At 64.2% G+C, this 18,166-nt stretch carries 18 protein-coding genes; 3 read left to right on the top strand and 15 right to left on the bottom strand.

Annotation, left to right across the window (positions count from 1 at the left end; translation table 11 throughout):
* Positions 1-139 precede the first annotated feature (139 nt).
* The 3 genes from AWB75_RS38175 to AWB75_RS22680 all read right to left on the bottom strand — a co-directional run bounded on the left by AWB75_RS38175 (position 140) and on the right by AWB75_RS22680 (position 1,888).
* A complete protein-coding gene (locus AWB75_RS38175; protein ID WP_200823020.1) occupies positions 140-292 on the bottom strand; it encodes a hypothetical protein in 153 nt (50 codons plus the stop codon).
* A gap of 256 nt (positions 293-548) precedes the next feature.
* A complete protein-coding gene (locus AWB75_RS22685; protein ID WP_061126294.1) occupies positions 549-1,502 on the bottom strand; it encodes a hypothetical protein in 954 nt (317 codons plus the stop codon).
* Between the two features lie 206 nt (positions 1,503-1,708).
* A complete protein-coding gene (locus tag AWB75_RS22680; RefSeq protein ID WP_061126293.1) occupies positions 1,709-1,888 on the bottom strand; it encodes a hypothetical protein in 180 nt (59 codons plus the stop codon).
* Positions 1,889-1,998: 110 nt separating this feature from the next.
* Between AWB75_RS22680 and AWB75_RS22675 the strand changes: the two genes are divergently transcribed.
* The gene (locus AWB75_RS22675) at positions 1,999-3,111 is read left to right on the top strand and encodes an AGE family epimerase/isomerase (RefSeq protein WP_061126292.1); all 1,113 of its coding nucleotides are present in this window, start codon (positions 1,999-2,001) and stop codon (positions 3,109-3,111) included.
* 12 nt (positions 3,112-3,123) lie between these two features.
* Here the strand turns inward: AWB75_RS22675 and AWB75_RS22670 are convergent, their stop codons facing one another.
* Positions 3,124-4,665 (bottom strand): methyl-accepting chemotaxis protein, encoded by a 1,542-nt coding sequence (locus AWB75_RS22670; RefSeq protein WP_061126291.1) that lies wholly within the window; start codon positions 4,663-4,665, stop codon positions 3,124-3,126.
* A 272-nt stretch (positions 4,666-4,937) separates the two neighbouring features.
* Here AWB75_RS22670 and AWB75_RS22665 point away from each other — a divergent pair, with 272 nt between their 5' ends.
* A complete protein-coding gene (locus tag AWB75_RS22665; protein WP_061126290.1) occupies positions 4,938-5,378 on the top strand; it encodes a PaaI family thioesterase in 441 nt (146 codons plus the stop codon).
* A 42-nt stretch (positions 5,379-5,420) separates the two neighbouring features.
* On the opposite strand, the gene AWB75_RS22660 is transcribed toward AWB75_RS22665, so the two are convergent.
* The 11 genes from AWB75_RS22660 to AWB75_RS22610 all read right to left on the bottom strand — a co-directional run bounded on the left by AWB75_RS22660 (position 5,421) and on the right by AWB75_RS22610 (position 17,135).
* On the bottom strand, positions 5,421-6,893 hold the full coding sequence (locus AWB75_RS22660) for a mechanosensitive ion channel family protein (protein ID WP_061126289.1): 1,473 nt from the start codon (positions 6,891-6,893) through the stop codon (positions 5,421-5,423).
* Between the two features lie 81 nt (positions 6,894-6,974).
* Positions 6,975-8,213: an MFS transporter gene (locus AWB75_RS22655; RefSeq protein WP_061126288.1), complete on the bottom strand. Its 1,239-nt coding sequence runs from the start codon at positions 8,211-8,213 to the stop codon at positions 6,975-6,977.
* Between the two features lie 190 nt (positions 8,214-8,403).
* A complete protein-coding gene (locus AWB75_RS22650) occupies positions 8,404-9,252 on the bottom strand; it encodes an ureidoglycolate lyase (RefSeq protein ID WP_061126287.1) in 849 nt (282 codons plus the stop codon).
* A 41-nt stretch (positions 9,253-9,293) separates the two neighbouring features.
* Positions 9,294-10,037 carry an SDR family oxidoreductase gene (locus tag AWB75_RS22645; RefSeq protein WP_061126286.1) on the bottom strand — a complete coding sequence of 248 codons (744 nt, stop codon included), beginning with the start codon at positions 10,035-10,037 and terminating at the stop codon, positions 9,294-9,296.
* A 52-nt stretch (positions 10,038-10,089) separates the two neighbouring features.
* The gene (locus AWB75_RS22640; protein WP_061126285.1) at positions 10,090-10,935 is read right to left on the bottom strand and encodes an amidohydrolase family protein; all 846 of its coding nucleotides are present in this window, start codon (positions 10,933-10,935) and stop codon (positions 10,090-10,092) included.
* A complete protein-coding gene (locus AWB75_RS22635; RefSeq protein ID WP_061126284.1) occupies positions 10,932-11,981 on the bottom strand; it encodes an aldo/keto reductase in 1,050 nt (349 codons plus the stop codon). Before AWB75_RS22635 ends, AWB75_RS22640 begins: the two co-directional genes overlap by 4 nt.
* 34 nt (positions 11,982-12,015) lie before the next feature.
* Positions 12,016-13,284, bottom strand: a complete 1,269-nt coding sequence (locus AWB75_RS22630) for a UxaA family hydrolase (RefSeq protein ID WP_061126283.1) — start codon at positions 13,282-13,284, stop codon at positions 12,016-12,018.
* Positions 13,285-13,292: 8 nt separating this feature from the next.
* Positions 13,293-13,610, bottom strand: coding sequence for a UxaA family hydrolase (locus tag AWB75_RS22625; RefSeq protein ID WP_061126282.1), 318 nt, complete (start codon positions 13,608-13,610; stop codon positions 13,293-13,295).
* 9 nt (positions 13,611-13,619) lie between these two features.
* Positions 13,620-14,642 carry an ABC transporter permease gene (locus tag AWB75_RS22620; RefSeq protein ID WP_061126281.1) on the bottom strand — a complete coding sequence of 341 codons (1,023 nt, stop codon included), beginning with the start codon at positions 14,640-14,642 and terminating at the stop codon, positions 13,620-13,622.
* Positions 14,632-16,137, bottom strand: a complete 1,506-nt coding sequence (locus AWB75_RS22615; protein ID WP_061126280.1) for a sugar ABC transporter ATP-binding protein — start codon at positions 16,135-16,137, stop codon at positions 14,632-14,634. Before AWB75_RS22615 ends, AWB75_RS22620 begins: the two co-directional genes overlap by 11 nt.
* Positions 16,134-17,135, bottom strand: coding sequence for a sugar ABC transporter substrate-binding protein (locus AWB75_RS22610; RefSeq protein ID WP_061126279.1), 1,002 nt, complete (start codon positions 17,133-17,135; stop codon positions 16,134-16,136). The genes AWB75_RS22615 and AWB75_RS22610 overlap by 4 nt, the downstream gene beginning before the upstream one ends.
* A 236-nt stretch (positions 17,136-17,371) precedes the next feature.
* Between AWB75_RS22610 and AWB75_RS22605 the strand changes: the two genes are divergently transcribed.
* Positions 17,372-18,148: an IclR family transcriptional regulator gene (locus tag AWB75_RS22605; RefSeq protein WP_061126278.1), complete on the top strand. Its 777-nt coding sequence runs from the start codon at positions 17,372-17,374 to the stop codon at positions 18,146-18,148.
* Positions 18,149-18,166 lie beyond the last annotated feature (18 nt).

Raw genomic sequence — 18,166 nt, 5'->3', positions numbered from 1 at the left:
GCACGTCCAATAGGACGCCGAGATGAGGAAAGATTGCTAGAAAAACTACATAGGGAAGAAAAATGGGCGGGCGGGTCGTACGGCGTTCGCCGTCGTGTGTTGCTGGTTTTGTGTTTCCCGCGCCGCCATTAACGACGCATTACAGACGGAAGCCGAAAGCTGTGCCGCGCGACTTGCGCTGACGCTCGGATTCACGGAAACGCGCTTGGTACGAGTAGTCCGTATCCATCGGAAGGTGCGGCGACTCGAACAGCGAAGCGAATTTTTGCAGCAGGGCGAAAAGGTAGCTCATGACTGACTCCGGTTTGATGTTTGAGGGTTTTCCCTTAGCGAGAATTATAGGGATGACCTTGCCCGATTTCTAGTGCAACGCAACATTTCTAAGAAAATTTCCTGTAGTTTTTCTACCTTAGAAGGTTTTCGTGCGCGTCATGAAAGCAGGGACAGGACGCACGTGACCGTGCAGCGGTGCTTCGCCAGTAAGCGGCAGAAAGCCGCGACACGCCGCCGCAGTGCGGTGTGTCGCAGGAATGTGACGGAGGGCGGGATCAGTGCGCCGTGGAACTGGCGCGATGATGCGCGTGCTTTTTCGGCGTGGCATCGGGCGGGACGGCGCTGACAGGCTGCACCGGCGACGCGTCGTCGGTATTGTGCGGCGTGTCGGGGGCGCGGCGTAGGCTGAGAGTCGCCGAATCCGTATCGAAGAGCGAGGCGAGCGTGGCCTGCTGATTCAGCATCAATTGCTCGGTGCGGTCCTGCTGCAGCTTGCCGTCGCGGCTCATGCGCAGCAGCACCGCCGTCTGCGCGATGCCGGTCGCCACCGTGACGAGCATCACGCAGACGATGATCGTCAGCATCGTCCTCATGCGGCGCGCGTGGGCCGCGGCAGACGTGCGTTGCTCGGCCATCACCGCATGGAGCGCGTCGATGGTGTCCGCGAACGCGGTGACGCGGGCGCGGTCGAGTTCAGGCGCGGAGATTTGCGCGAGCGGCTCGCGGTCGCCGTGATCGTGCGCAATGAGCGTAGAACCCGTGCTCTCCGGCGCGACGGACGTGCTGACGCTCGCCGGGCGCGACACGGCAGCGGCGATCGCGCCGGTCTTGTCCGCGGACTTCGGCTGATCCGGCCGCGCTGCGTCGACGTGCGGCAGTTCGTCCTGAAACAAGCCCTGCTCCGGCGCAACCGATGCCGCCGTCCCCCGCGCGGCGCGTTTTGCGGCGGCGGCAGATTCGCCCGCAATGACGCCCGCCGACGCCGTGCCGCAATTCGATTGCACCGCCGCCAGAAACACGTCCGGCAACTCGAATCCTTCGAACGTGCCCTGACGGATATCGGTGTTCAGCGCCTGGCATTGCGCGCGCTCGGTGTCTTCGGCAAACAGATCGAGCGTTTCACCGCCGCGCGCGTCTTCGCTCAGTTGCGCGAGACGCTGCGCCGAGCGCGCGGCGCGGGCGAGCTTCGTTTCGGCATCGGCGCCGGGCATATCGTGCTCGTCGCGCATGCCGGCCGCACGCCGGCGACGGGATTTTGCGGCGGATTCGCCCCGGAGCGTGTCAGGATCTCTTTCTACTGCGGAATCTGGCATAGGTTCGCAAGCCGGCGGCTTCCACGGCCAACACGCAAGGCGCACGGGCGTTTCAGCGGATATTTTCGAGAGGCGGCATTGTCGCATGGCTGCACGGGCAAACCGGCGACCGCCAGGCAAATTCAGCTCACGTCGTCCTCGCGGAACTCGCGCACCACGTCGAGTTGCCGCAGACGCTCGCAGATCGCCTGATATTCGGGCGCCGATGCGCGCGACAACTCCACGCGCACTTCGTCCAGATCGGCCGAATCGACGTGACTGGCCGTCAGCGCATCGGCGAAACCGAACGCCGACACGATCATGAAGAGCGCCGAGCCGAAAACGCGGCGCGCGCCGGGCCGGTTTTGCTATTCTTTCCCGTTGCGTGTGCCTCGGATGCCGCGCGCTTTTCGGACCTAATCAGAGTCTTCGTATGCAGGATCAGCAACCATCCACTTCATCGCCCGTGCAATCGACGAGCCCGGATTCCGCCGCTCAGTTGCGCGCGCACTACGCAAACATCGTGCTGCCCGTATGGCGCGGGCCGGGGTTCAATGCGTCGCTGGGGCTGGCGCACGAAGCCGTCGCGCCCGGCGATCACGCACCGTTGCCGCCGAAGCGTTATCGCGCGATGGCCTGCGCCCGGCAACTGTTCGTGTTCTCCGAAGCCGGCGACCTCGCGCATGCCGCGACGCTCTTCGAATCGCTGCGGCACTATTTTCAGGACAGGAGAAACGGGGGATGGTTCTACAGCGTGGATGCAAGCGGTGCGCCGCTCGAGCGTCAGAAGGATCTCTACACGCACGCGTTCGTGGTGTTCGCGTGCGCGCATTACGCGAAGAAGAGCGGTTCGGCCGACGCGTTCGCGCTGCTCGATGAAACGTCGCGCGTCATCGAGGCGCGTTTTTCGACCGGCGGCGATCTGTTGAACGCGGCGCTCGCCGAAGATTTCGGCACGACGCTCGAAACGCCGCTGCAAAATCCGCTGATGCATCTCGCCGAAGCGTGGCTCGCCGCGCGCGAAGCGACCGGCGACGCCGCTTATGACAAGCGTCTCGCGCAGCTCGCGCGATCCGTCGCGGATACGTTCGTGCACGAGCCGAGCGGTTCGATCGCGGAATTGCCGATGGGCGCCGCGGGCAACCGGCTGGAGCCGGGCCATCAGTTCGAGTGGTACTTTCTGGCGCTCGGCAGCGGACACGCCGCGTTCGAAGCGGCAGGCCTCAACGAAAGGCTCGCGCGCGCCTTCGACTTCGCGCAGCAACACGGTGTCGACCGCGAAACCGGCGGTGTCCACGCCGCGCTCGACGAAACCGGCCGCGTGATCGACGGCACGCAGCGTATCTGGGCGCAAACCGAATATCTGCGCGCGCTGGCCACGCGTGGCGACGCCACCGGTCAGCAGATCGAGCGTTTCAGCGCGCGCTTTCTGCATGACACCGGCTGGGTCGAATGCCGCTCGGCGCAGGGCGAAATCACCCGCGCCGAGATGCCGTCGACGACGCCGTATCACCTGGCGACGTCGTACGCGGCGCTGCCTCTCTGAGCGGGAGCGCGCTCAGGCGAGCTGAAACACCGAAACCGCCGCCTTCAGTTGCCGCGTCTGCTCGTGCAGCGACGACGCGGCAGCCGCGGCCTCTTCGACGAGCGCGGCGTTCTGCTGCGTCATCTCGTCCATCTGCGTGACGGCCTGATTCACCTGCTCGATGCCCACGCTCTGCTCCAGCGACGACGCGCTGATCTCCGCCATCATCTGCGTGACGCGCGAAATCGAAGCCGACACATCGCGCATCGCGGTGCCCGCGCGCTCGACGAGCACGGAGCCGTCGCTCACCTGCGCCACCGATTCGCCGATCAGTTCCTTGATCTCCTTCGCCGATTGCGCCGAGCGCTGCGCAAGCCCGCGCACCTCGCCCGCCACGACCGCGAAGCCGCGCCCCTGCTCGCCCGCGCGCGCCGCCTCGACCGCCGCGTTCAGCGCGAGGATGTTGGTCTGGAACGCGATGCCGTCGATGACCGAGATGATCTCCGCGATCTTGTCCGAGCTCGCCGCGATGCCGCGCATCTTCTTCACCACGTCGTCGACGACGCTCGAACCGCGCGAGGTCGCGTCGAGCGCCTGGCCCGCGAGCGTGTTCGCTTCGCGCGCGTGCTCGGCGTTCTGGCGCACCGTCGCGGTCAGCTCTTCCATGCTCGATGCGGTTTCTTCCAGCGACGCCGCCTGATTCTCCGTGCGCGCGGAAAGATCGGCGTTGCCGCTGGCGATTTCGTCGGCGCCGAAGTTGATCGAATCCGACGTCTCGCGCACGGTCTTCACGGTGCCCGCGACGCTCGCGTGCATCGTTGCGAGTCCCGCGAACAGACGGCCGATTTCGTTCGTGCCACGGTCTTCGATGCGTTCATCGAGACGCCCGTTCGCGATGCGCTCGAAATGACGCCCCGCTTCCTCTAGCGGCGCGATCACGCCACGGCGCAGCGCGACATGCGTGAGCGCCACGCCCGCGACGAGCGCCACGAAAATCGCGATGCCCACCGCGCGGAACCACGCGTAGCGCGTATCGATCGACGAGAGATAACCGCGGCCGGCTTCATCGCCAAAATCGACGAACTTCTGCTGCTCGGCAAGATAGCGGTCCTGGAAACCTTGCGTCGGCTGATCCAGAAACGCCTGGATATTGCCCGCGTCGAGATACTGGACCAGCTCCGACAGCGCCTTCGCGTACTCGGCGTATTTCGCCTGCAGCGCGGTCATGCGCGCCGTGTTTTCGGCGCCGGTTTTGGGCGCGTTCAGGAACGCGGTGAAAGACTTGTCCGCCGCCGCGATCTGCTCGCGCGCGTGCTGGACGATTTCCGTCGGCTCCGTGCCGCCGCGCACCATGCGCGTGCCCGCGCGGGAAAGGTTGATGCGCGCGTCCATCAGATGCTGCGTGGTCTTGTTGACCGCGTTGACCTGCGCGAGCGCGATGTCGGACAGGCTGCCGACATCGTCGTGCGTGCGCGAAAGCGACCAGAATCCGAGCCCTTCGGTCACCACTTGAAAGAGACAAAACACCACCAGCACCGCGAGCAAACCCGATGAAACCTTAATTTTTCCGAACATCACAGACACCCACACTTCCGAAAATAGGCCCGCCCTATGCGGGGACACTGCGGGTTTACGGCAGTGGGGCACGAAAGCTTGAATTGTTTGCCTGGACGGCCTGTCTACGCGAATGCAGGGAATGCGCGGCGTCGGCGAATCGTCGTCGAAGCGGCGCGCATGCCGCCCGAAACGCACCATTGCACAATTTTTGCGTGACTTCCTTGCAGTGCGCGCGAACGCTTCCTATTGTCTTTGCAGGACGGCACCGAACCCACCCAAGGAGTGTCCGAATGGCCGAAATCGTCGATATCGCGCGCGGTGCGCTCAATGCGCAGCCGTTCAGCGCCTTGCTCGGAACCAAACTGATGCAGGTCGATTCAGCGAGTCTCACGCTGTGCCTGACCATCAGGGACGAGCTGAGGCAGCAACACGGTTTCGTGCACGGCGGGGTGGTGAGCTATCTCGTCGACAACGCGCTGACCTTCGCGGGCGCGCTGAGGCTCGGGCCGAAGGTCGTCACCGGGGAATACAAGATCAACTATCTGCGTCCGGCCGTCTCCGGCACGTTGATGGCGCGGGCGCGCGTGGTGCACGCAGGGATGACGCAGGCGACTTGCCAGTGCGATGTGTTCGTCACCGACGGGGGCGCCGAGCAGCTCGTCGCGGTCGCGCAGGGCACGATCACGCGGATTGCCGAAAGCACCGCCGCGCAGCCGGTTTTTCATGCTTGAGCGGCGGCGGTTCGAAGCGGCGAGCGCCACCGCGCGTGTATCTCAACTGCTTTTGGTGTCATCGTGCAGGGAATGCAGATTCCAGACCTTCCCGATGAGCCATTGGAACACCGAGTGATCCTTTTCCTGCTCGGCGGGCATTGAAGTCGTGAGCTTGCCGAGCTTGTCCTGCCGATACGCCAATAGCTCGCACATCTGCGTCGCGACATCCGGATGGTCCTTGAGGAACGAAGTCATGTCGTCCTTGACGAGCCGAAACAGGACCGACGGCGTCAGCGTCGTAATGGACACCTGCATCGCGAGCCCGGCAAGCAGGCCCGCTTCGCCGAACGCTTCGCCCGGTCCGATGCGAGAAATTTCGCGTGTGCCGCCCGATTCGACGATCGAGACCGACAGCACGCCGGAGTGCACGATCGAAAGACTATCGGGCACCGTGTCGGGCGCCAGAACCTGATGACCCGGCTGATATTCGTGTCGGGAGAGACGCTTCGCGAGCCGCGTCACGTCCTCGCCGGACAGGCTGTCGAACAAGTTCACGCGCTTGAGCAGCGCTTCTTTCTCATCGCGCGATGTGAGCGCCGTCGCCGGCACGCCGAGCGCGCGCAAGCCGACGCCCGCCGCCGCGAGATGGCGGTAACAGAGATCGAAGAGCTCGTTGGACACGGCGAGCTTCTTGTTCATATCGTCCACGAAAGCGACCACTTCGTACTGCACCGAGTTGGCGGTGGTGCGCTTCATGCGCGCGAACGGAGCCGGCGTCGCGAGGATGACGTTGCAGCCGGTGAGCGCACGCCCCAGTGCATCGAGTACGGTCTTCGGCCGCGCCTCGGGTTCGATCTCGAGAATCAGCGACAGCCCGTGGACGTCCCCCGGCCTGCTGTTGTTGGTGATCTTCGCCTTCGCCGCGACGGCGTTCGGCACGATGAGCGTGTTGCCCTGCCCGGTCAGCAAGTGCGTCGCGCGCCAGTTCATCTCGACGACCTTGCCCTCGACGTCGTCGATCGTCACCCAGTCGCCTATCGCATACGGCTCGGTCGTATTGATGACGATGCCCGCGAAAACGTCGCTGAGCGTGCTCTGGATGGCGAGGCCCAGCACGATGGCGAGCGCGCCCGACGTCGCGACAAGCCCGCGCACGGGTAATTCGAGCACGAACCCGAGCGCCGCCACTGCCGCGGCCAGAAAGACGACGGCGCCGAATACGTCGGAGAACAGGCGCTGCTTTCTCCACGCACGCGGAAGCAGCAGCGTGTCCAGCGAGAGGGTGAGCAGACGCGCACCCATCAACCACCAGATGATTTCGAGGATCTGCCCCAGCCAGTGCAGCTCGACGACGTCGTTGTAAGGAGCTTGCGTGAAAGGGCTCAGGCCCGAGGAAAAGAGCACCGCGCTCAACGCGAACAACAGCCCGAGCCGTATGAAGAGCCGCGCGAGGTCATTGCCGGGCAGTCTCGCGCGCCACACGACCAAGTCCACGGCAACGATAGTGAAGCCCAGAATCAGCGGGTATTTCACGGCGGCTCCTCTCGGGGAACGACTACGAGAGAATACACATTTGCAGCAACGCCGCGCTGGCCGCGGCGTGCGGGCAAGGCGTCATTCAATCGATGCGTCGCAGGTCCGTTCGAACGACGACGCCTTGTCGGATCGCTCCAGGGCTGCGAGCCGTTGCAACGTCACGAGGCCGAGCAATGCGAGCACGAGTCCCAGTGTGAAGTCGGCGTGAACGCCCGCGCGGTCGACGATCGTGCCGCCCACCGCCGAACCTGCCGCAATCGCAACCTGAATGATGCTGACGAACATGGCGGAACCTGCTTCCGGCAAGTCCGCCGTGCCGCGCTGGATCCACACGCTGAAGCAAAGCGGCAGCGCTCCGAACGCAATGCCCCACAGCAGCATCCCTGCCGTCTCGCCGAAAGTCGAATGCTCGAGCAGCAACATGAACGACATGGCGGCCAGCAGCAGCAGGATCATCATGGCGACGGATTTCTTGAGGTGGTCCGAGACCATCATCGACATCGAGGCATTGGAAAAGAAGCCGACGAGCCCGAATCCAAAGAGCAGCAGCGTGATCGCGCTCAGCGAGAAATCCTGTTCGAGCAACGGCGCGATATAGGTATAAGTCGAGAAGTGCGCCCCGAAGACGAGCGCGACCATCAACAGGCTCATGCGCGTATGAGACCGGCTCAGCAGCGTCCTGAAACTGGCGATGCGCAGCGCCGATGCCGACGGCAGCGAGGGCACGAGAAACGCCTGCGCGACGAGGGCCAACGCCACCAATCCTGCCGTCGCGGCAAAGGACAGGCGCCATGACGCGAACGATGCGATGAACGTTCCGAGCGGCACGCCGATCACGGTTGCGAAGGTCACGCCGGTGAGAATCGTGGCCGTCGCTTTCGCTGCATCCTTCGCCTGCACGAGTCGCGGCGCAGCGGCCGTAGCGAGCGTCCAGAAGCCGCCCAGCGCGGCGCCGAGCAGGGCTCGCCCGACAAGCATGACGGGAAAGCTGGCTGCGATCGCGCACACGGCATTGGCGATCAGGAGCACGGCGGTCAGGAGCGGGAAAACGTAACGGCGGTCCATGCGGCCTGCGCTGACGATGAGCGTGGGGGCGAAGATCGCGGCCATGACGCCGGGCGTCGTGACCATGAGACCCGCGACGCCCGTCGACACGCCGAGGTCTTGTGCGATCTGCGGCAGCAATCCGACAGGCAGGAATTCGGCTGTCACGAACGCGAACGCGCTCACCGCTACCGCGATGACCGAAAGCCATTGACGCACGGACGTAGAATTTCCCGCCGACGACGCTGGCGTTGCTGGTGTATCGATTTGCATGATGGCACTGATGCTGGATTGAGGTCTGACACTCTAGGCCCCGATCCGCATGGGAAAAAGCGCCGCGCTTTGAACAGAGTTGCCGGCGTGGCCGAACAATGCCGGCTTTGCGCCGAAGAAAAAGCCCGCGCGCATTGAAGCGGCGGGCTTGGAGAGAGATCAGCAGGCTGGGCCCAGGGCCCCCATCGATTTATTGCGCGGCGACGGTCTTCTGTTGCTGCTCGCCGAGGCCCTGAATGCCGAGGCGCATCGTCTGCCCCGCCTTCAGATAGACGGCGCTCGGCTTCACCCCCATGCCGACGCCCGGCGGCGTGCCCGTCGAAATCACATCGCCCGGTTGCAGGCTCATCACCTTCGACAGATACGCGACCAGTTGCGCGACCGTGAACACCATCGTCTTCGTATTGCCGTTCTGATAGCGATGGCCGTCGACTTCGAGCCACAGATCGAGCTTCTGCGGATCGGCGACTTCGTCCTTCGTGACGAGCCACGGACCGATCGGGCCGAACGTGTCGAAGCCCTTGCCCTTGTCCCATTGCGTGCCGTGCTCGAGCTGCCATTCGCGCTCGGAGACGTCGTTGATGACGCAATAGCCCGCGACATAATCGAGCGCGTTGGCCTCGTCGATGTACTTGGCTTCCTTGCCGATCACGACGCCCAGCTCGACTTCCCAGTCGGTCTTGACCGAATTGCGCGGAATTTCGACTTCGTCGTTCGGGCCGCAGATCGCGCTCGTCCACTTGTTGAAGATGACCGGCTCGGTCGGCACGGGAAGATTCGATTCCGCCGCGTGATCCGCATAGTTCAGGCCGATGCACACCATCTTGCCGACACGCCCGACACACGGCCCGATGCGCGGCGTGCCATCGACGACGGGCAGCGTCGCGACGTCGACGGCGCGCAGTTTCGCCAGGCCCGCCTCGGTCAGCGTCGCGCCGGCGATGTCATCGACGACCTTCGACAGGTCGCGAATCTTTCCCTCGGCGTCGAGCAGACCCGGTTTTTCCTGACCCTTGGGGCCGTAACGAAGCAGCTTCATCTGGTTTGATCTCCTGGTTCCGAAAAAAGTTGAGCGGTTGATCAGTTGGACCAGCCGCCGTCGATTATATGAATCTGGCCGGTCGTGAACGACGATTCGTCCGAGCCGAGATAGAGCGCGAGCGCGGCGATCTCTTCGGCGCGGCCGACGCGACCCATCGGCTGGCGCGCGACGAACGCCGCCTGAATCTGCTCGACGGTCGCCCCCTGCGCCTGCGCCTGCTCCGCGATGCGATCCTTCAGCGACGGCGATTCCACCGTGCCGGGACAGATCGCGTTGCAGCGGATGCCGCGCGTGACGAAGTCGGCGGCGACGGACTTCGTGAGACCGATCACGGCCGCCTTCGACGCGCCATACACGAAGCGATTCGGCACGCCCTTCACGCTCGACGCCGCCGACGACATGTTGATGATCGAGCCGCCGCCCTTCTCCAGCATCTTCGGCAGGAACGCGCGGATCGTCCGATACATCGCCTTGGCGTTCAGGTCGAAGGCGAAATCCCAGTCTTCCTCGCTCGCTTCGAGCACCGAGCCGGCATGCACGAAGCCCGCGCAATTGAACAGCACGTCGATCGGGCCGACCTCGTCGGCGAGCGCGTTGATCGCCTGCGCGTCGCGCACGTCGAGGCGCTTGAACTCGAACGGCTTGCCTTCGAGCGATTCCGTGCGGATGTCGGTTGCGATCACGCGCGCGCCTTCCTTCACGAACAGCTCGGCCGTCGCGAGCCCGATGCCTTGTCCGGCCGCCGTGATGAGCGCCGTCTTGCCTGCCAGTCTTTGTACCATCTACTGCTCCAGTCGAATGTATTTTTGAGACATGCCGGGTATTTCGGCCGATTCAGAGCCGATAGAACTGGCGGGCATTTCCGCCGAAAATCGCGTCCTGATCGACATTTTCGAGATGTAACGTGAGTCTTTTGGCCGTGGCGTGCCAGTTGCGGTAACTTCCGTTCAGATTCAGCACCGGCCAGTCGCTGCCCCACATCAGACGTCGCGGTCCGAAATGTTCGAGAAGATGCGCGACGTAAGGTTCTAAGGTTTCGTCGGTCCAGTTTTCCTTCGATTCCGTCGCCAGACCGGACAGTTTGCAATGAAGTTTTTGGGGCAGTGCGGCGAGTTGCGCGATGCCATCGGCCCAGGGTTGCCAGCCTTCGGCGCCATCGCGGATAGGCGGCTTCGCGCCATGATCGATGACGATTCTGAGCTTCGGGTAACGCCCGACGAACTTCACGATCGACGGAACATGCCGCGCGAAGATGAGCGCGTCGAAAGCGAGATCGAGATCGGTCAGGCGTTCGATGGCCTCCTCGCGCGGTGCGCGTTCGATCCACGTATCGTCGGGCAAATCCTGCAGCATCGGGCGCACGGCCTTGAACTTCGGCTCGTGCGCGAATTCGTCGATGATCGACACTGCATCGATCGAGTCCAGTGGAACCCAACCGACGACGCCTGCGATCGAATCGTCGGCGCGCGCGAGATCGAGCAAGTAGCGCGTTTCGTCGATGGTCGGCGCGGCCTGAACGACGACCGTGCGTTTGATGTTCGTCGCTTCACGCAAAGGCGCGAGATCGGCCGGACCGAACACGCGATACAACGGCTTCAGTTCCGGCGTGAGCCAGCCGTAATCGCCGCGCGCCGGGTCCCAATAATGTTGATGCGCATCGATGTGCGTTTGCGTTTTCATCGCGGGACGGGCGCCTTTGCGTGAAGCAAACCTTCGGCACGCAACGCGTCCCACAGCGCGGACGGAACCGGCGTCGCGAACGATGCCGCGTTCTTGCGCACTTCATCGGGCGTGCGCGCGCCCATCAGGACCGTGGCCACAACTTTATGCGCATAAGGAAACTGGATGGCCGCCGTCGACAGCGCGACGCCATGTTCGCGGGATACCCGCTCCAGCTTGCCGACGCGCTCGACGATCTGTTTCGGCGCGTCGCCGTAGTTGAACTTGAGGTCGCCATGCGCGTTCGCATCGAGACCCCGCGCGAGAATCCCCGAATTGAATGCGCCACCGAGCAGAATGCTCACGCCGCGCTTCTCGCATTCGGGCAACAGATCGTCGAGCGTGTCTTGTTCGAGCAGCGTGTAGCGGCCGGCGAGCAACGCGCAGTCGATGTCGAATTCCGCCATCGCTTCCATGACCGCCGCGCCTTCGTTCACGCCGAGCCCGACCGCTTTCACGCCGCGCGAATTCTTCAGTTCTTCGAGCGCGCGGAAACCGCCTTCATCGACGAGTTGCTTCCAGTAATGCGCGTTCCTGTCGCCATGCGTGACGCGGCCGATATCGTGAATCAGCACGATATCGATATCAATCATGCCGAGGCGCATCTGGCTGTCCTCGAACGAGCGCAGGATGCCGTCGTAGGTGTAGTCGTAGATCGCCTGAAACGGCAGCGGCGCGGCCCAGCCCTCGCTGCCGTCATAAGGCATCGTGCGTGGGACGAAGCGCCGGCCCACCTTGGTCGAAAGCACGAAGTCGGCGCGCGGATAACGCCGCAGTGCATCGCCGAGACGATGCTCCGCCTTCGTGTGGCCGTAGTGCGGCGCGGTATCGAAGAAGCGGATGCCGGCCTGCCACGCGGCATCGACGGTCGCGCGCGCCTCGTCTTCCGACAGTTCGTGATACAGCCCGCCGAGCGGCGCCGTGCCGAGCGACAGCGCCGTGACATCGAGGGCGGTGCGGCCAATCCTGCGTCGACGTGAAACTGCCTCTTGCGCTGCTGCGGTCATCTGCAAGGCCCAGGTTATTTCGAGATGGCGGAAGTCAAGCCGCCACAGTAACGCGTACCGCGCCGCCCGGCAAACACGCCGGACCGACAGGCTCGAAGGTTTTGTAAGTCAGGATGAACTCCTGATGCCCGAGCGACTCGGACTTCGACGCCGCGCCCGCCGCCACCGACAACGTCACGTCGACGATTTCGCGGCCCACTTCGTCGAGCGTCGCGCGGCCTTCGAGGATGCGGCCGGCGTCGACGTCCATGTCGCCGGACAGGTTGCGATACGTCGACGGATTCGCGCAGACCTTGATGACCGGCGATATCGCCGAGCCGACCACCGACCCGCGCCCGGTCGTGAAGAGAATCACGTGACAGCCGCACGCGATCAGTTCGCCGATCTCCGCGTTGTCGCTGATGTTCGGAAAGCCGAAGCGCGGTTCGCCATCGGGGACGACATCGAGCAGATAGAGGCCGCCGGTCGGCGGCACGTCGCCCGGCTTGATGATGCCGACGATCGGCGACGCCCCGCTCTTCGAATACGCGCCGAGCGATTTCTCTTCCTGCGTCGTCAGTCCGCCGTCCGCATTGCCGACGGAGAACGAGCCGTGACCCATCGTCGTGTAATAGCGCGCGGCTTTTTGCACGCATTCGACGATGGCGTCGCCCAGCTCGGGCCGCGCCGCGCGCCGCTTCATATGGAACTCGCAGCCGACGAGCTCTCCCGTTTCCTCGAAGATGCACGACGCGCCCGCATCGATGAACGCGTCGAACGCGCGGCCCACCGCCGGATTCGCCGTGATGCCGCTCGTGCCGTCGGAGCCGCCGCAGATCGTGCCGACGATGAGCTCGTCGAGCGCCATCGGCACTTTCCGTTGCGCGGCGAGCGTGGCGCGCGCCTTGCGCACCCAGTCGAGACCGTTCTGGATCGTGCTGCGCGTGCCGCCTGTCTCCTGAATCGTCAGCACGGCGGCGGGGCGGCCGCTCGCGCGCACGACATCGGCGAGATAGTGCTTGTTCATGCTCTCGCAGCCGAGCGACACGAACAGCACCGCGCCGACATTCGGATGCGTGCAGATGCGCTCCAGCATCTTTTCGGCGTAGCTGTTCGGATAGCAACCCGGAAAGCCGATCAGATGCACGGGCGGTTCGTCGTCGCGCGCGGCGGAGTCGAAATCATCGAACGAAGGACGAAACTGCGCGACGATCTCGCGCGCGACGTGATGCGCGCATTCGACGAGATACGCCACCGCGACGACATTGCGGATACCTTTCCGGCCATCCGCGCGGAGATAGCCTTGCAGTGCGGAAGTGTTCATGGAAGTGTTCAGTGCTGCACGTAGGCGTGTCCGGCGTCGTGCGTGTAAGTGGGAATGTAGTCGCTGTGCAGATTGTGCGTATGCAGATGCTCGCCGCGCGCGACATCGACATTCACGTGCCCGATGATCGCGCCGTAGCGCAGCACCTTTTCATCCTTCGACAACGCGCGCCGCGCGATCTTGTGCGCCAGTTCGACGGTCGTCGCAAGCGTGACCGGATTGCCTTCGATCATCAACGTTTCGCCCGCCGGCAAACGCGCGGCGGCGATCAGGCAGTTGTCGTCCGGGCTCAGCAGAATGAGCCGCGGGTCGGTGTGTCCTTGCATGTGTGTCTCTCAGTTTTGCGCTTCGCCACCCGCGAGCCGCGCCACCATCAGCGAGCCGAGAATGATCGCGCCATAGATCGCCTGAATCCAGAACGACGGAACTTGCGCAAGTGTCAGCAGGTTTTGCACGACGCCCAGCAGCAAAACGCCTGACAGTGCGCCGAGCATCGTGCCCTTGCCGCCGTCGAGCGAGATGCCGCCGATCACCGCCGCGGCGAACACCGTGAAGATCATGCCGTTGCCCTGATTCGCGTTGATCGCGCCGACGTAGCCCGTGACGATCAGTCCGCCGATCGACGCGAGCACGCTGCCCAGCACGAACACGCCCCACGTGATGCGCTCGACGCGAATGCCCGCCGCGCGCGCCGCCTCCGGATTGCCGCCGATCGCATAGAGCGCGCGGCCGAGGCGGTGATAGCGCAGCATGAACGCCGCGCACGCGAACGCCGCCGCCGCGAGCCAGACGGAGAGCGGCAGGCCGAGCACGAGCGTCGTCGCGAGCGTGAAGAAGGACGGCGGCATGTCGAACAGCGTGCCGCCCTTCGTCGCGCCGACCAGCATGCCGCGCAGCACGATCAGCATCGCGAGCGTGACGATGAACGCGTTCAGCCGCAGCCGCACGACCAGAAAGCCGTTGACGAATCCGACCAGCGCGCCCACGACGACGATCGCCGCGAGCCCGGCCGCCGCGGGCCATTCGACACCGAAGCCGGCTGAAGCCGCGGGCATCACGAGCATCGCGCCGACGGCGGGCGCGATGCCGACCGTCGATTCCAGCGACAGGTCGAATTTTCCCGTCAGCACGATCAGCGATTCGGCAAGCACGACGAGCGCGAGCGCCGCCGACGCGCCAAGAATGCTGATCAGGTTCGCCTGCGTCAGAAAGCTCGGGCTGACGAACGCGCCGATCGCGAGCAGCAACGCGAGCGCGGGCACGAGCGCGAGATCGCGAAAGCGCGCAAGCTCGATGCGCGGGCGCGGCCTTTGCATCGGCACGGCGGCCATCGCCGGACTGGAAACGTCATGCTTCATGGAGACTCACTCCTTCGACGGATTCGATGAGTTCATGGTCCTGCCATCCGGCAGAGAATTCGGCGGCGATCGCGCCGCGGAACATCACGAGCACGCGGTCGCAGGTGCGCAGATCGTCGAGCTCGCCGGAGACGACGAGCACCGCCTTGCCTTCCTCGCGCACGCGTTCGACGACGCCGAGGAGCGCTTCTTTCGATTTCACGTCGACGCCGGCAGTCGGATCGATGAGCACGAGCACATTGGGGTCGGTGGCGAGCGCGCGCGCCATCACCACCTTTTGCTGATTGCCGCCCGACAAGCCTGACACTTCGTGATCGGGCCCGGGTGTCTTGATGCCGAGCGCGGCGATCATGCGACGTCCGAACGCGTTTTTCTTCGCGGGCGATGCAATTCCGAAGCGGCCGAGCGTGCGCGCGATTGTCATCGATGCGTTTTCGGCAACGGACTGCGACAGCACCAGGCCTTCGCGATGCCGGTCCTTCGGCACGCAGCCGACGCCGCTCGCGAGCGCGGCGGGCACGTCGCCGGGCGGGAGCGCACGGTCATCGACGCTGATCGTGCCGCTCTTCTGCGCCTTCAATCCGGCGATGGCTTCCGCGACGCTCGTGCGGCCGCTCGTCGTCGCGCCGGTCAGGCCGATGACTTCGCCGCGCCGAACCTGGAAGTTGACGTCGGCGTAGTCGTCGCCGGAGAGCGAATCGACTTGCAATGCGATCGATGCGTCGGCGGGTAAAGGCGCACGCGCGGCGGCATCCGCGACGGCGAGACCGCCCTGCTCGCCCGTCATCGCTTCGATCAGCTTGTCGCGCGGCAAAGCCGATACCGGCGCGCTGACGATGTGCCGTGCATCGCGCAGCACGGTCACTGCCTGACAGATTTCATACACTTCCTGCAAGTGATGAGAAATGAACAGGAAAGTGACGCCTTCTGTCTGTAACTCTTCGATACGCCTGAAGAGACGCTTGATCTCCTCGCCGTCCAACTGTGCAGTCGGTTCGTCGAGGATGATGAAGCGCGCCCCGTACGACAGCGCTCGCGCGATCTCCACAAGCTGCCGCGCCTCGACCGTCAGATCGCCGGCGCGCGCGTCGTCGCGCACGTCGATCTTCCAGTGATCGAGCAGCGCGCGGGCGTCGCGGCGCATCGCGCGCCAGTCGATGACGCCGCCGCGCCGATGTTGCCGGTTGATGAAGAGGTTCTCCGCAACTGACAACTCACGGATGATCGTCGAATGCTGATAGACGCACGCGACGCGTTCGCGCCATGCGTCGCGATCGGCGAGCGGCGGCGCGGGTTCGCCGCCGAAGCGGACTTCACCGGCGTCGGGTTTGCGCAAACCGGTGATCATCGACACGAGCGTCGATTTGCCCGCGCCGTTGCGTCCGACGAGCGCGTGAGACTCGCCGGGCAGCACGCGCATCGTGACGTCGGCGAGCGCGGCGGTCGAACCATAGCGCTTTGTCAGCGCCAAAGCCTCTACGACCGGCGCGCTCATTTGACGGTATTGCCCCAGAGGGACTTGTCGTCGACGTTGGTCTTCGTCACCAGCGGCGCGGGCAACTGATCCTCGAGAATGCCGGGCGCGCGCTGGACGATGGTGCTGCCGTGATCCGTCGGGCCGGGCTTGAAGGTCTGTCCGGCGAGCGCCGCCTTGATATAGAAGAGGCCGTACTTCGCGTACAGATCGGCGGGCTGGGAAATGGTTGCGTCGATCTCGCCGCGGCGGATCGCGTCATATTCCTGCGGGATGCCGTCGTTGCTGACGATCACGATGTGCTTCGGATCGCCCGCCTTGAAGAGCAGTTGCTTGCGGCGCAGCGTCTGGAGCGTCGGCGACAGGTAAACGCCGCCGGCCTGCATGTAGATCGCCTTCACGTCCGGATTCGCGGTCAGCAGACTGTCGAGCGCGGTCGCGGCGGCGTCGCCCTTCCACGCGGCGGGGATCTCCAGCAGGCTCAGCGAGGGGTATTTCTTCAGGCATTCGCGAAACGCCTGGGACCGGTCGCGGCCGTTCACCGACGCCAGATCACCCATGATCTGCACGACCTTGCCCGACTTCACGTGCTCGCCGATGTACTCGCATGACTTCGTGCCGTACGCGCGGTTGTCGGCGCGCACGACCATCGCGACCTTGCCCTGCGTCGGGGCGACGTCGACGGCGACGACCGGCACGCTCTTCGCCGACGACGCGTCCAGCGCACGGCTGATCGCCGCCGAATCCAGCGGCCCGACCAGGATGCCCTTCGCGCCGAGGTTCAGCAGATTGTTCATGTCGGTGATCTGCTGCGCCGGATCGCCGTTCGAATTGACGGGCGCGAGGATGTCGAGACCCAAGTCCTTCGCGTATTTCGGCAGGTAGTTGTTGTACGACTGCCAGAACGGCGATGTGAGCATCGGCAAGCCGAGGCCGACTTTGCCGCTGTCGGCGGCGTTGGCGAGGCCGATCGTGCCGACCCCGGCGAGGGTGACGGCGAGCGTCTTCGTGAATTTCATGCGTTGTCTCCTGTTACGTGCTGTTCTTCGTGACTGCAACGTGGGGTGCTGCGGAAACTGTCGATGCATCTATTCATCAGTGAACGTATTATTCATATACGCACAAATCGAAGTCAAGAACGACGGGGGCGAGACGGATCGGTAATTTCCCTAGCCGGTTTTTCACCGACGACCTCGGCGCTCCCTGACGAAAGGCTTAAACTCGGCGCCACTTCATGAATCGATCCAGACTGCATATGGACGTTGACGACAACGATGCCGACCGCTATCGCGCGCCCGCGCTCGACAAAGGGCTGGATATTCTCGAATTGCTGTCCGAGCAGAAATCGGGGCTCACGCGTGCGGAAATAACGAAGATGCTCGGGCGCAACGCGAGCGAGATGTATCGGATGCTGGAGCGGCTCGTCGCGCGGCAATATGTGGTGCGTTCGCCCGAAGGCGACCGCTATTCGCTGAGCCTTAAGCTCTATGCGCTCGCGCATCGTCATCCGCCAATGAATCGGCTGATTGCCGAGGCGCTGCCCGTAATGCAGCGTTTCGCCGACGCAGCCGAGCAGTCCGTGCATCTCGCCGTCTACGATCGCGGCAATCTGCTCGTCATCGCGCAAGTGGATGGGCCCGGAACCTGGGGCATTTCGGTGCGGCTCGGCTCGCGGGTCGGACTGATCGACACCGGTTCGGGCCGTGTGTTGCTTGCGTTTCAGACAAGCGAACAGCGCGAACACATGCTCGCCGAGCATACGAAGGTCAAGGGCGAACTCGAGCTCGATCGCGCGGTGCTCGACGCCGACTACCGGCAGATTTGCGAAATCGGCTATTCGAAGAAGGACAGTCAGCAGACCTTCGGCGTGACGGACGTGACGTTTCCGCTACTCGGACCGTCGGGACAGGCGATTGCCGCCCTCACCTGCCCTTACATGCGTCGCATCGACGAATACGTGGCGCCGTCCATCGAAGGCATCACCGCGTTGCTGAAGGACGCCGCCGAATCGCTTTCGATGATGCACGACTGACCGTCAGTCTCTTCGCGC

The sequence above is a fragment of the Caballeronia catudaia genome (assembly GCF_001544755.2).
Taxonomy (GTDB): Bacteria; Pseudomonadota; Gammaproteobacteria; order Burkholderiales; family Burkholderiaceae; genus Caballeronia; species Caballeronia catudaia.
The sequence above is the reverse complement of the archived record's forward strand: the minus strand, read 5'-3'. Positions and strand labels throughout refer to the sequence as shown.